We start from the raw sequence: 13,086 nt of genomic DNA, 5'->3' as shown, positions 1-13,086 counted from the left end.
AGCAGGGGTAGCGGGCATGACGGGCCGCAGCACAACATCAAAGCGGTGGAGCACACGGATCGGAACTGTTCTGGTCGTGGGCCTTTTGGCGGGGTGCGGTAGCTTTGACAGCCGCCCCAAAGTGCCGCTTGAAAACTATTCGGCAGAAGAGATTTTTCAACGGGGCGAGTTCGAATTGAACCGTGGCCGCGAAGATGACGCCGCTTTCTACTTTGGTGAAATTGAACGCCTATACCCATATTCCGAATGGGCAAAACGCGCGCTGATTATGCAGGCTTTTGCCTATCATAAGGATCGCGACTACCCCAACAGCCGGTCGTCCGCTCAGCGCTTCATCGATTTTTACCCTGCTGACGAAGATGCGGCTTATGCGCAGTATCTGTTGGCGTTGTCCTACTACGATCAGATTGATGAAATCGGTCGTGATCAGGGCCTGACATTCCAGGCATTGCAGGCACTACGCACTGTGATCGAACGCTATCCAGACAGTGAATATGCACGTTCTTCGATCCTCAAGTTTGATCTCGCGTTTGATCACTTGGCGGCCAAAGAGATGGAAATCGGACGGTACTACATCCAGGACGGGCACTATGCCGCGTCGATCAACCGTTTCCGGACGGTTGTTGAAGATTTCCAGACCACATCGCACACGCCCGAGGCGCTGCACCGTCTCGTCGAGGCGTATCTCAGCCTTGGTCTGACAGATGAGGCACAAACTGCTGGTGCGATTTTGGGCCACAACTATCAGTCCACAGAATGGTACCAAGACAGCTATTCGTTGTTGACGGGCCGTGGGTTAGAGATGCGCTCGCGCGGGGACAACTGGTTGTCCGCAATCTACCGCCAAGTTGTGCGCGGCGAATGGATCTGATCCAGCAGGATTGCCCATGCTACGCGGCCTAGACATCAGGGATATGTTGATCATTGATCGCCTCGAGCTCGAATTCGAGCCGGGTCTCAATGTGTTGACGGGTGAAACGGGTGCGGGCAAATCGATCTTGTTGGATTCCCTCGGTTTCGTCCTTGGGTGGCGCGGCCGTGCAGAATTGGTCCGTTCCGGAGCCGAGCAGGGCGAAGTCACTGCGTGGTTTGATCTGCCACAGGGCCATCCAGCGCATAACGTTCTCCAAGACGCAGGGTTCGAGCCATCCGATGAATTGATCCTTCGCCGTGTGAACACGCGCGATGGCCGCAAAACGGCGTGGGTCAATGACCGCCGTGCCAGCGGCGAAGTTCTGCGGGCGCTGTCGGACACGTTGATTGAATTGCACGGTCAGCATGATGACCGCGGATTGCTAAATGCGCGGGGGCATCGCGGTCTGCTGGATAGTTTTGGACAGGTTGATCTGGGTCCAACGCGCAAATCGTGGCGTGCTTTGTCCGAGGCTCGAAAAGCTCTGACCGCGGGCCAAGAGGCGATCCAAGCGGCCAAAGACGAAGAAGAATTTCTGCGTCACGCAGTGGATGAGCTGGACCAATTGGCGCCAGAGCCGGGCGAAGAGGCGACGCTGGATACCCAGCGCCGTTTGATGCAAGCGGCAGAACGTATTCGCGACGACATCGGCAATGCACGCGATGCATTGGCGGGCGGTGACGGCCAGATTGTCGACGGCATGCGCTGGCTCGAAGGGGCGATGGAGCAGGCTGAGGGCGGGCTAGACGCACCCATGGCCGCGCTTGAACGTGCCATGATTGAACTGGGCGAGGCACAGGTCGGGGTCGACGGCTTTCTCGATAGTTTGCATTTCAACCCGACTGACTTGGACGATGCAGAAGAGCGATTGTTCGCGATCCGCGCAATGGCCCGCAAACACAACGTCCAAGCCGACGATCTACGGCGGTTCGCTCATGATTTGCGTGAACGACTGACCCGCTTGGACCAAGGCGAGGCCGATTTGATCACGCTAAAGGCGGCGGTGGCTGAGGCTGAAACGCGCTATGCGAAAGCGGCTGACGCGCTAAGTGCGAAGCGCAGCAAAGCGGCCAAAGCGCTGGACACGGCGATGGCGTCTGAGCTCGCGCCGCTCAAAATGGAGCGGGCTGTTTTTGCGACGGATGTCACCCTAGATACGGCTGGTCCGGACGGGCAGGACCAAGTCGCGTTTACAGTTGCCACGAACCCCGGTGCGCCGTCTGGTCCAATCGGAAAAATTGCATCTGGTGGCGAGCTGTCGCGCTTTCTCTTGGCGCTCAAGGTTTGTTTGACGCGTGATGTGGGTGGGCTGACCATGATCTTTGACGAAATTGACCGCGGTGTCGGCGGGGCAACGGCAGATGCTGTTGGTCGTCGGTTGGCCGGTTTGGCGGACGGTGGTCAGGTGTTGGTGGTGACGCACTCACCGCAAGTTGCAGCACTCGGCGGTCATCACTGGCGCGTTGAGAAACGTCAAACAGCTGATGCAACATTGTCGACTGTTGTGCCGCTTGGTGCCGATGCCCGCGTGGACGAAATCGCCCGCATGTTGTCGGGCGATACGATCACGGATGCCGCCCGCGATGCCGCGCGCGCCCTGATGAATAGCTAGTCAGTTAATCTGCACGACCTTACCGGGGTTTAGAATGTTCTTTGGGTCCATGGCGCGTTTGATATCACCCATAATGGCCCATGCGTCGCCGTGTTCAGCGGTCATATAGTCCATCTTGCCCACGCCTACGCCATGCTCGCCTGTCACAGTGCCACCTAGACGCAATGCGCGTTCAGCCATGCGGGCAGACAGGTCCAATGCTGCGGCCTTTTCGTCGGCACTATCTGGGTCCAATAAAAGGATCGCGTGAAAGTTTCCATCGCCCACATGTCCCAAAATAGGTCCCGGGATAGGGGACGCTGCGATATCGGTGCGGGTTTCTTCGACCGCTTGGGCAAGTTTGCTGATGGGTACACAAACGTCCGTAACGACGGCCCGCGCACCTGGACGAGAGGCGAGGATAGCATAATATCCGTTGTGCCGCATCGCCCAGAGTTTGGTGCGGTCTTCTGCCATGGCGGACCATTGAAAGGGCGAGCCGCCGTGATCGGCTACGATTTCGGCAAAAACATCTGATTGCTCGGCGACCCCGTCGTCAGAGCCATGAAACTCAATCATCAAATGGGGCTTTGCGGGCATTTCGATGCCAGAGTACGCACTAAAGGCTTGGGCCGTTGAGGCATCAACAAATTCGATGCGCGCCATGGGAATGCCCATTTGGATCGTGGTGGTCACGGCAGCAACTGCCGCGTCCATGTCATCGAACGCACAGATACCTGCGGCGATTGCCTCGGGTTGACCCTGAAGCCGCAGGGTCAGCTCGGTGATTAGGCCCAATGTCCCCTCTGAGCCAACAAAGAGCGCGGTCATATCATACCCAGCGCTAGATTTTCGCGCGCGGGTTCCGGTCTGAATGATCCGCCCGTCGGCAGTGACTACGGCCAGTCCCAAAACCGTGTCTCGCATTGTGCCGTATCTGACTGCAGTCGTGCCGCTGGCTCGGGTCGCTGCCATACCACCTAGGGATGCGTTCGCACCGGGGTCTACGGGAAAGAACAAACCAGTGGCACGCAACTCCGTGTTCAATGCCTCACGCGTGATGCCGGGTTGTACACGGCAATCCATATCCTCGGCATTGATTTCGATGACAGCATTCATGCGGCTGAAATCGACCGTTATCCCGCCTCGCACCGCAAGAGTATGCCCTTCGAGAGCAGTGCCTGTTCCATATGGGATCACGGGGCAATCATGGGCTGCGCATATCTTTACGATCTCCGCGGTTTCTTCGGTAGAGGTTGGATAGACGACCGCATCGGGAGGAGTATTGGCAAAATGGCTCTCTGAGGCGCCATGCAGGTCGAGATCGGACTTGGAGCGCGACAGCCTTTCGCCTAAGACTGGGATCAACGCCTCAATTGCGGATGTGATGGTCATTGGCCATGCCCCTTTGATTGCGTGGTAGAGCCTAGGCGATACGGGAGGTCGGGGCAAAGCCTAAGCCCGCGTACCCGTCACAAAGCCGCACCTATGTCCGACGATCCAACGACACCCAAGCAGAACCTCATCAGCCAAGGGGTGCGAGAGGGGCGTGCAGCATGCTTGCGAGGATGGCGGGTGATGCGCGAACGAGGCCCCAGCCAACTTCAGTTTTGGTTTCTAGCCCTGCTGATCGGTATCGTCGCGGGCTTTGCCGCCCTTGGATTTCGCAAAGGCATCGACGGTCTACAAGCGTTTGTCTACGGCACGGATGACGTCAGCCGTTTGCATAGCTTCATGACGTCGCTCGAATGGTATTGGATTGTCGTCATCCCTGTCATGGGCGGTTTGGTCGTCGGCTTGATCCTTCATTTGACGACTGGTGATGGTCGCGCCCGTTCTGTCGCGGATGTGATCGAAGGGTCCGCCCTACGAGAAGGCCGCGTTGAAATCAAAGAAGGTCTTGGGTCAGCGTTGGCATCTTTTGTCACACTGTCGACAGGCGGCTCGACAGGGCGAGAGGGGCCGGTTGTGCACCTCGCTGGTGTCATATCGACCTATGTGTCCAAGCTGATCCGCGCCGACGGGATCACAGGGCGTGATCTGTTGGGCTGCGCTGTGGCGGCTGGTGTCTCGGCCAGTTTTAACGCGCCTATTGCGGGCGCTCTTTTTGCGCTCGAGGTTATCCTTAGGCATTTTGCGGTTCATGCCTTTGCGCCGATCGTTATTGCGAGTGTCGCGGGCACGGTGATCAGCCGTTTGGAATTTGGCGACGTCACTGAATTTGTACTACCTGCTGACAATGCGTTGGTGTTCTACGTCGAATTGCCGGCCTTCTTGTTGCTGGGTTTGGTCTGCGGTTTGGTGGCGGTGATCCTGATGCGTTCGGTTTTTTGGGCAGATGATGTGGCGACCCATCTGAGTGGGTGGATGAAACTGCATCCGGTTTTGCGTCCGGCAATCGCTGGGCTGGTCTTGGGCGGGATCGCCGTATGGTTCCCACATGTCATTGGTGTCGGCTACGAGACGACGTCTCAGGCGCTGACAGGCTCGCTGCTCTTTCACGAGGCCATGGTATTCATCGTGCTCAAGATCATCGCGGTTGCGGTTACAATGGGCGGTCGCATGGGCGGTGGTATCTTTTCCCCCGCCATGATGGTCGGCGCGTTAACCGGACTCGCCTTTGGTATCGTGGCCACAGCGATTTTCCCAAATGTGTCTGGCGAAGAAACGCTCTATGCGCTGGCAGGGATGGGAGCGGTGGCGGCCGCAGTTTTGGGTGCGCCGATTTCGACCACATTGATTGTGTTCGAACTGACAGGCGACTGGCAAACTGGACTGGCTGTGATGGTGTCGGTTTCTTTGTCGACCGCATTGGCATCTAAACTTGTGGACCGGTCGTTTTTCCTAACCCAATTGGAACGTCGTGATGTGCACCTAGCGGCTGGACCACAAGCGTACCTCTTGGCGCTGTTCCGAGTGGCCGAGGTGATGCGTGCCAAAGATGATCCCAAAGGTGCGGCAGAAGAGGCCTGTTGGGAGGTTGTAGAAAGCGGGCTATATCTGGATGCAAACGCGACGCTGGAACAGGCGATGCCGTTGTTTGAAGCAGGCAACGAGGTGTTTATCCCAGTTGTGACGCTCGGGGGCGAAGATCAGCCGCCTGAGCTATTGGGTGCGTTGTTTCAGGTCGATGCTCTGCGCGCCTATAACAAAGCATTGGCGCAGACCGCGGCTGAAGAGCATTCATAATTCTGCTCAATCGCCGCGGGCCGTCTATGAACGCAGCCAACAGTTAGATTTGTTCGATCGTGACCTTGTCAGATGCAAAAAAGGCGAGGTGGTCTTTTATCTCAGCGACCTGTGGCTTGGGGTCTTCATACGACCAAGCGGCGTCGGCAATCGTTCCCGATTTTGCTTCGATTGAAAAATACCGCGCGTCACCTTTGTGAGGGCAAAAGGATGTGCGGTCGCTTGCATCGATGAATGCCATCGCGCTGTCACCTCGCGGGAAATAGATCACGTCTGGATAGTCATCTTCGCTTAGCTCAAGCGCGTTGGCGCTCTCTGCTAGAATTGCCCCTGCGGCGCGAACAGTCCAAGTGCCCGCCGCAGGGCGGATTTTGATGTGATCTGTCATTTGGAAATCTCCTGATTGCGCTTAAGATGTCAGGCCGCTGTGGTAATGTCAAAGTTGCGCGCAGGCACCTTTGAGCCAGCGTGCACATTCGACTGAGACATGAGGCGACAGACGTCGAAGAGTTTCGGCGTGATAGGCATTGAGCCAAGCCAGCTCTTCTGACGACATCAACGATGGATCAATCAGGTTTCGGTCGATCGGCACATATGTGAGTGTTTCAAAATCAAGCATGGAACGGTCATCAGCGCCTGCCAACGCGGCGGCATCTTGAACCACGATGAGGTTCTCGATCCGTATGCCAAATGCGCCTTCGCGGTAGTACCCCGGTTCGATCGATAGGATCATCCCCGGAACAAGAGCAACTTCTGACAAGCGGCTGATCCGCTGCGGACCTTCGTGCACGCTAAGGTATTGGCCGACGCCGTGGCCAGTCCCGTGGTCATAGTCCATTCCTCGGGACCATAGGGGTGAACGCGCAAGAGGGTCGAGATCGCGACCCATCAAGCCACGGGGCCAACGGGCGCAGCTGATTGCGATCATGCCGCGCAAAACGAGGGTAAAGCAGGTGCGTTGCTCAGCGTCTGGCTGCCCGACGGCAAGCGTGCGCGTGATGTCAGTTGTCCCGTCCAAATATTGACCGCCACTGTCGATCAAGAACAGTTCACCGTCTTGGGCCACGCGGTCCGTGTCATGGGTTACGCGGTAATGCACGATGGCACCGTTTGGTCCTGAACCGCTGATCGTGTCAAAGCTGATGTCCATCAGTTCATAGGTGGCGCGGCGACACCCCTCTAGCGCGATGGCGGCCTGAATTTCAGTCACAGACCCTGGGGTTTGTTCACTCATCCAGAATAGGAACTCGGCCACAGCCACAGCATCGCGTTGATGGGCCACGCGGGCGTTCTTTAATTCGGTTTTGTTCTTGCATGCCTTGGGCAGAACGCATGGGTCGGTGCCGTGAGCCAATGTGCATTGCAGCGCCGCTGCAATCGCCGCTGGTGCAGACTTGGGGTCAATGCGTACAAGGCCAGTCAAAGCCGCCAGCCTGTCTGCAAAATGCTCAGGTGCATGAACAGTGATCGACGGATCCGGTCCAAGGGATGCGACCTTTTGTGGATCGACAAACAGTTCGACTGTCGCATCTGCATGCAGGATTGCAAATGCGCGAGGCACCGGAATGCGCTGGATGTCATTGCCACGAATATTCAGCAGCCACGCGATACTGTCGGGCAATGTCAGGACGACCGCTGTTTGGTTGGCCGCATGCAATGTGGCTGCTATCGCTTCTCGTTTTTCAACTGAGCTTTGTCCAGACAACTCGATAGGATAGGCGCTGATTTTTCCATTGGGTTGGTCAGGGCGATCTTGCCAGATGCGGTCGACCAAATTCCCAAGCGGAACAACGTCTGCGTCCAATACTTTGGTCAATTTGGCGATTTCGTCGACCGTATGAAGCCACGGATCAAAGCCGATCTTGTCGTTTGCTTTCGTTCTTTCAGCCAGCCAATCGGCCAAGTTTGTTTCTGGCCAATGAACAGGGGTAAAATCGCTTAGCGCGATTTGGGTTTTGACCTGAACGTGATAGCGTCCATCGATAAAGACACCAGCATCGGTTGGGGTGATTACCGCGAAACCAGCCGAACCCGTAAACCCTGTCAGCCACGACAAGCGTTCATCGCATGGGGCGACATATTCACCCTGATGCGCATCGGCGCGGGGGACAAGAAATGCACTGACACCAGCGTTGGCCATTTCCGTGCGCAAAGCGGCCAGACGGGCAGGGCCTGCTTCAGGGGACGAAGGCGCATCGAACGTCTGAAACATGGTCGTGTCCTTTGTCAAAACGGGGTTAGCCGGCTTTCTTCATACCCAAGAACCGTGCGCGTGCGCGTGGGTCATTGTCAAAGAGTGCCGCCAATTGTTCGGTCATAGCGCCGGCCAATTGTTCGACATCCGTTATTGTCACAGCCCGATCGTAGTAGCGTGTCACATCGTGGCCGATTCCAATGGCAAGCAGCTCAACGGCTTTGCGCTTTTCAACCATCGAAATTACGTCGCGCAGGTGCTTTTCCAGATAGTTAGCTGGGTTCACAGACAGCGTGCTGTCATCAACCGGCGCACCGTCCGAAATCACCATCAGAACTTTGCGTGCTTCGTGACGCCCGACCAAACGGCGATGCGCCCATTCCAGCGCCTCGCCATCAATGTTTTCCTTGAGAAGGCCCTCTTTCATCATCAACCCGAGGTTTGGGCGCGCACGACGCCACGGGGCATCGGCGGATTTATAGATGATATGGCGCAGATCATTCAGGCGTCCGGGTTGTTGCGGACGACCATCTGCCAACCAGTTCTCGCGGCCGGTGCCACCCTTCCACGCCCGGGTGGTGAACCCGAGGATTTCGACCTTTACCTGACAACGCTCAAGCGTCCGTGCCAAAACATCGGCGCAAATCGCAGCGATTGAAATCGGACGACCACGCATCGAGCCAGAGTTATCCAGCAAGAGCGTCACGCATGTGTCGCGGAATTCGGTGTCTTTTTCGACCTTGAACGACAGTGGCGTCGTTGGGTTCGCAACCACACGCGCTAAACGTCCGGCATCGAGCATGCCTTCTTCGAGATCGAATTCCCAGCTGCGGTTTTGCTGAGCTTGGAGGCGGCGTTGCAATTTGTTAGCCAAACGCGAAACGGCCCCTTTGAGTGGCTCTAACTGTTGGTCCAGATAGGCGCGTAGGCGTTCTAATTCAGCTGGTTCAGCCAAATCTTCTGCCATGATCTCTTCGTCATGTTCGGTCTGATAGACTTGGTAATTCGGGTCAGCATCGGAAATGGGCTGCGGGGCAGGCGGCTCGAGAGGGCTTTCGCCTTCGGGCATCTCAGCCTCTTCGCCCATCTCAGCATCGGCAGCATCGTCCATGCTGACCTGAGCCTGCTGTTGATCCTGCTGCTCTTCCTGTGACTGTTCCGGCGCACCTTCCATGTCGTCTTGATCGTCGCCGTCGTCTTGTCCGGTGCTATCGGGTTCGTCCTGCGCATCGTCGTCGGTTTGCGCGTCGTCTTCCATTTCGTCGTCGATGCCATCGGGATCATCACCCAATTGGTCGCCGTAGCCCAGATCATCAATCACTTGGCGTGCAAACTTTGCGAACGATTGTTGATCGTTCAGCATGTCGCCCAGTTCATCCAGGGTGTTGCCCGCTTGGTTTTCAATAAACCCGCGCCACAGCTCCATCACGTTGTCCGCCCCTTTGGGCAGTGGACGACCAGTGGCCAGATGACGGATCAAATATCCAGCCGCAATGGCAAGAGGGGCCTCTGATGGCTCTTTGATCTGATCGTAACCTTTGCGCAGAGCCTCTGTTTCGATCTTGGCGTCGATGTTGCCCGCTGTACCGGGCATGAATTCAGCACCAACCGCCTCGATCCGTGCGGTTTCCATGGCTTCGTAGATATCCCGCGCCATTTGCCCTTGGGGCAGGTATTTGTTGTTGGTCGCTGCATCATGGAATTTGTGACGCAGGGCAAAGGCATCGGCGGTCCCGCGGGCCAGCAAAACCTCTCTGCGTGTCATCCGACGCGACACCTGCGGCAGGCGAATACTGTCAGAGGTCTGTCCTGCAGGATCAACCGAATAGCTGACCGCAAGATCAGGGTCGTCCGCCATGACTTTGGTCGCTTCGGCCAGCGCCTTTTTGAACGGATCAGCAGGGTTGTCGTTCGGATTGCTCATGCAGCGCGCCCATTGATGCGGGGTGAAAAACCTTGACCCAGATTTTTACGCCCCATTGTCTTGGTCATCGTCTTGACCGTTACCCCAAGCTCAGGCTCGCTGCACTCTCGGGCAGTTCTTCGTCAAAGCAGCGCTGATAGAACTCGGCGACTGTCTGACGCTCGAGCTCGTCGCATTTGTTGAGGAACGACAGCCGGAAGGCATAGCCCAGGTCGTTAAAGATCTGAGCATTCTCAGCCCAAGCAATCACGGTCCGTGGCGACATCACTGTCGACAGGTCACCGTTCATGAACGCGGTTCGAGTGAGATCAGCAACAGTGACCATCTGCTGAACGGTCTTGCGCCCGGCTTCGGTGTTGTAGTGCGGTGCCTTGCCCAAAACGATCGCGGCTTCTGCATCGATGCTGAGATAGTTCAGCGTCGACACCAGACTCCAACGGTCCATCTGACCTTGGTTGATCTGTTGAGTGCCGTGATAGAGACCGGTTGTATCGCCCAGACCGACGGTGTTGGCCGTCGCAAAAATGCGGAAATACGGGTGTGGTGTGATGACTTGGTTCTGGTCCAGCAATGTTAGCTTGCCGTCCTTCTCCAAAACACGCTGGATCACAAACATAACGTCCGCGCGGCCCGCATCATATTCGTCAAAAACGATCGCGGTTGGGTTGCGCAGTGCCCAAGGCAGGATGCCTTCTTGGAAGTCTGTGACCTGCTTGCCGTCTTTCAATTTGATGGCATCTTTTCCGACCAAATCGATCCGGCTGATGTGGCTGTCGAGGTTGACGCGCACAGCTGGCCAGTTGAGGCGTGCCGCAACTTGTTCGATGTGAGTCGACTTACCCGTGCCGTGATACCCTTGGATCATCACGCGGCGGTTGTAGCCAAAACCGGCCAAGATCGCCATTGTTGTATCTGGATCAAATTTATAGGTGCTGTCGATCTCTGGTACCCGCTCAGAATTTTGGGCGAAACCTTTGATTTTCATATCCGTATCGATGCCAAATACATCCCGAACCGAGACATCCTCGGTTGGTTTTGCATCAATATCAATCGCGCCGTCAGCCATAGAGTTTGCTTTCTTAATAAGGAGTCGCATTACAACATATCCTATGCGTCAGCGTTGGAAAGGGGAGGACTGATGATTTGCGTAAACTGGACTGGTTTGCGCTCATTTCTTGTGCTTAAATTCTATCGATCTTGGGAGAAACTCAATCGATGACCTCGCGCGATGACATAGAACATTGGATCGGGCGTATGGCGTTGGGTGACCGAGATGCGTTTGCCAAACTTTATTCTGCAACTTCGGCGAAACTCTTTGGCGTCTCGCTTCGTGTTTTGAATGATCGGGCGGAAGCCGAAGACGCTTTGCAAAAAATCTACGTCAAAGTTTGGCGCGCCGCTGGCAATTACAAATCGAATGGTCTGAGCCCCACGTCATGGTTGATTACAATTGCGCGAAACCATTCAGTTGACCGTTTGCGCGCGCGGCGAATGAACGCGGCGACGATGGAACAGATCGTCGAGCTACCAGATGCAGCCCCAAGCCCCGAAGCATTGGCAATTGCGGGTTCTGAGCGGGCGCAGATCGACCGTGGTCTGGACGAGCTAAAGCCGGACCGCGCGACCGCCGTGCGTATCTCGAAGGGGACACGTACAAAGACCTCGCTTCACATTTTGACGTGCCATTGAACACGATGCGAACGTGGTTGCGCCGCAGTTTGCTATCGCTAAGAGAGTGTTTGTCGCGATGACGGACGACGTTGATCATAAAGGTGGCGATGCGGCTGACACAGTTCACGCCGCAGAATATGTGATGGGTCTGATGTCCGCCGCTGAAATCACCGCATTCGAAACCCGTTTGGCACGTGACCCTGATTTGCGCGACGAGGTCACGGCTTGGTCTGAACTCTTGGCTGTCCTTGCTGATCCGGTGCCAGAGATCGAACCGCCAGCTGGGACGTTTTCCGCAATCATGGGTCGCTTGTTCTTGGAGCAATCCCAAACATGGTGGAGACACCTGCGCCTGTTCGAGGCATTGGGCGGTGCGTTGGCCGCAGGCCTCTTTGGCGTCGGTATGTTGTGGTTTGTGAACTCTGCTAATCAACATCCTGCGGACAACGATCTATTTGCGCAAATCGGTGCGCAGGATCAGGCCCTGTTTGTCCAAGCCGCGTATGATCCTGATAGCGGTCAACTGCTTATCGATCGGGCCGCGGGTTTCGTCGAACCCGGACGCAGTTGGGAGCTGTGGTTGATCGTAGGCGACGCAGCACCGGTTTCTTTGGGGCTGGTTGGGAATGAGATCAGAACGGTCTTGATGCTGCCTGCTGGCGCCTCGGACGTGATCAATGGCGCGACCCTTGCCATTAGTAACGAGCCGTTGGGCGGCTCGACGACGGGTGGTCCAACCGGCGATGTCTTGGGCATTGGTGTGATTTCGTCTCTCTAAAGCTGCTCTATTCCAATGCTCAGCGAGGCGCCTCGTCATTTCGACAACCTCAATGAAACTTTTCCTCGTGTGATCTCGTTGTTTCTATCAGACCATCGCGACTGCGCCTTGGGGCTGGAAATGTGTGAGCCGCGATCATTCCCTCGATGACTGCGCCCCCCCCAAGAATTAATGTGATGAGCAGGCTTGCGAGTGCGAGGGAGACGCATTCAATTACATGAAAGTGCATCGCCTCGTGAGGGGCGGTGCACTATTACACGGGTAACAGACCTATTTACGCCAAGACGCTATTGAATGGAGATCTCGATGGACCGCAGAACTTTTGTCATCGCCGCTCTTGCCAGCACGGCCATGCCCAGTCTCGCTATTGCGGCCGCTGAAGGCAATTTTGAAGTGACGCGCACCGATGCAGAATGGCGCGCGATGTTGACCGATCTCCAGTACCGCGTGATGCGGCTCCAGGCGACCGAGCGCGCTGGTTCTTCGCCATTGGACAAAAACTATTCCGATGGCGTCTACCACTGCCGCGGCTGTGATTTGGCGCTCTATAATAGCGACACCAAATACGACAGCAAAACAGGCTGGCCCAGCTTTTTCCGCGCGCGCCGAAATGCGATCAGAACGATGGAAGACCGCAAGTTGTTTTCTGTGCGGACCGAATGCCATTGCCGGCGCTGCGGCAGCCATTTGGGCCACATCTTTAGCGACGGACCTGCGCCAACGGGTCAGCGGCACTGTTTGAATGGTGTGAGCCTCGTGTTCAGGGCCGCCTGACGACTGCGCAAATTCTAGAGAATTCTAAGAGCGCCCTGCACAGAGCGCCCTT

At 56.4% G+C, this 13,086-nt stretch carries 10 protein-coding genes and 1 pseudogene; 6 read left to right on the top strand and 5 right to left on the bottom strand.

Annotated features, from left to right (window positions below):
• Positions 1–16 precede the first annotated feature (16 nt).
• Positions 17–871, top strand: coding sequence for an outer membrane protein assembly factor BamD (locus TR2A62_RS05800; RefSeq protein WP_009159418.1), 855 nt, complete (start codon positions 17–19; stop codon positions 869–871).
• 16 nt (positions 872–887) lie between these two features.
• Positions 888–2,525 (top strand): DNA repair protein RecN, encoded by a 1,638-nt coding sequence (gene recN, locus TR2A62_RS05795; RefSeq protein WP_009160280.1) that lies wholly within the window; start codon positions 888–890, stop codon positions 2,523–2,525.
• Here the strand turns inward: recN and TR2A62_RS05790 are convergent, their stop codons facing one another.
• The gene (locus tag TR2A62_RS05790) at positions 2,526–3,899 is read right to left on the bottom strand and encodes an FAD-binding oxidoreductase (protein ID WP_009157395.1); all 1,374 of its coding nucleotides are present in this window, start codon (positions 3,897–3,899) and stop codon (positions 2,526–2,528) included.
• A gap of 93 nt (positions 3,900–3,992) precedes the next feature.
• On the opposite strand from TR2A62_RS05790, the gene TR2A62_RS05785 reads away from it, so the two are divergent.
• The gene (locus tag TR2A62_RS05785; protein ID WP_083791035.1) at positions 3,993–5,693 is read left to right on the top strand and encodes a chloride channel protein; all 1,701 of its coding nucleotides are present in this window, start codon (positions 3,993–3,995) and stop codon (positions 5,691–5,693) included.
• 43 nt (positions 5,694–5,736) lie between these two features.
• Here TR2A62_RS05785 and TR2A62_RS05780 read toward each other — a convergent pair whose 3' ends face one another.
• From TR2A62_RS05780 to cobS, 4 genes are all read right to left on the bottom strand, one after another.
• The gene (locus tag TR2A62_RS05780) at positions 5,737–6,081 is read right to left on the bottom strand and encodes a DUF427 domain-containing protein (RefSeq protein WP_009159956.1); all 345 of its coding nucleotides are present in this window, start codon (positions 6,079–6,081) and stop codon (positions 5,737–5,739) included.
• Between the two features lie 48 nt (positions 6,082–6,129).
• Entirely contained in the window at positions 6,130–7,905 is a 1,776-nt protein-coding gene (locus TR2A62_RS05775) for an aminopeptidase P family protein (RefSeq protein WP_009160806.1), read from the bottom strand.
• Positions 7,906–7,930: 25 nt separating this feature from the next.
• Positions 7,931–9,811 (bottom strand): cobaltochelatase subunit CobT, encoded by a 1,881-nt coding sequence (gene cobT, locus TR2A62_RS05770; protein WP_009157945.1) that lies wholly within the window; start codon positions 9,809–9,811, stop codon positions 7,931–7,933.
• Positions 9,812–9,890: 79 nt separating this feature from the next.
• The gene (cobS, locus tag TR2A62_RS05765; protein ID WP_009158752.1) at positions 9,891–10,877 is read right to left on the bottom strand and encodes a cobaltochelatase subunit CobS; all 987 of its coding nucleotides are present in this window, start codon (positions 10,875–10,877) and stop codon (positions 9,891–9,893) included.
• 149 nt (positions 10,878–11,026) lie between these two features.
• Between cobS and TR2A62_RS05760 the strand changes: the two are divergent.
• The 3 genes and pseudogenes from TR2A62_RS05760 (at position 11,027) to msrB (ending at position 13,034) form a co-directional block, all read left to right on the top strand.
• Positions 11,027–11,562: pseudogene (locus TR2A62_RS05760) on the top strand (sigma-70 family RNA polymerase sigma factor).
• On the top strand, positions 11,559–12,260 hold the full coding sequence (locus TR2A62_RS05755; RefSeq protein ID WP_150103463.1) for an anti-sigma factor domain-containing protein: 702 nt from the start codon (positions 11,559–11,561) through the stop codon (positions 12,258–12,260). Before TR2A62_RS05760 ends, TR2A62_RS05755 begins: the two are co-directional and overlap by 4 nt.
• Positions 12,261–12,566: 306 nt before the next feature.
• Positions 12,567–13,034 carry a peptide-methionine (R)-S-oxide reductase MsrB gene (gene msrB, locus TR2A62_RS05750; protein ID WP_009159181.1) on the top strand — a complete coding sequence of 156 codons (468 nt, stop codon included), beginning with the start codon at positions 12,567–12,569 and terminating at the stop codon, positions 13,032–13,034.
• Positions 13,035–13,086 lie beyond the last annotated feature (52 nt).

The sequence above is a fragment of the Thalassobium sp. R2A62 genome, from assembly GCF_000161835.1.
Classification (GTDB): Bacteria; Pseudomonadota; Alphaproteobacteria; order Rhodobacterales; family Rhodobacteraceae; genus Thalassobium.
Note: the sequence above shows the minus strand (reverse complement) of the source record. Positions and strands in the feature narration are given on the sequence as shown.

What these genes read in the sequence shown, in the direction of transcription:
- TR2A62_RS05800 (WP_009159418.1), top strand. Translation starts at nt 17, where the DNA reads ATGACGGGCCGCAGCACAACATCAAAGCGGTGGAGCACACGGATCGGA.
- recN (WP_009160280.1), top strand. Translation starts at nt 888, where the DNA reads ATGCTACGCGGCCTAGACATCAGGGATATGTTGATCATTGATCGCCTC.
- TR2A62_RS05790 (WP_009157395.1), bottom strand. Translation starts at nt 3,899, where the DNA reads ATGACCATCACATCCGCAATTGAGGCGTTGATCCCAGTCTTAGGCGAA.
- TR2A62_RS05785 (WP_083791035.1), top strand. Translation starts at nt 3,993, where the DNA reads ATGTCCGACGATCCAACGACACCCAAGCAGAACCTCATCAGCCAAGGG.
- TR2A62_RS05780 (WP_009159956.1), bottom strand. Translation starts at nt 6,081, where the DNA reads ATGACAGATCACATCAAAATCCGCCCTGCGGCGGGCACTTGGACTGTT.
- TR2A62_RS05775 (WP_009160806.1), bottom strand. Translation starts at nt 7,905, where the DNA reads ATGTTTCAGACGTTCGATGCGCCTTCGTCCCCTGAAGCAGGCCCTGCC.
- cobT (WP_009157945.1), bottom strand. Translation starts at nt 9,811, where the DNA reads ATGAGCAATCCGAACGACAACCCTGCTGATCCGTTCAAAAAGGCGCTG.
- cobS (WP_009158752.1), bottom strand. Translation starts at nt 10,877, where the DNA reads ATGGCTGACGGCGCGATTGATATTGATGCAAAACCAACCGAGGATGTC.
- TR2A62_RS05755 (WP_150103463.1), top strand. Translation starts at nt 11,559, where the DNA reads ATGACGGACGACGTTGATCATAAAGGTGGCGATGCGGCTGACACAGTT.
- msrB (WP_009159181.1), top strand. Translation starts at nt 12,567, where the DNA reads ATGGACCGCAGAACTTTTGTCATCGCCGCTCTTGCCAGCACGGCCATG.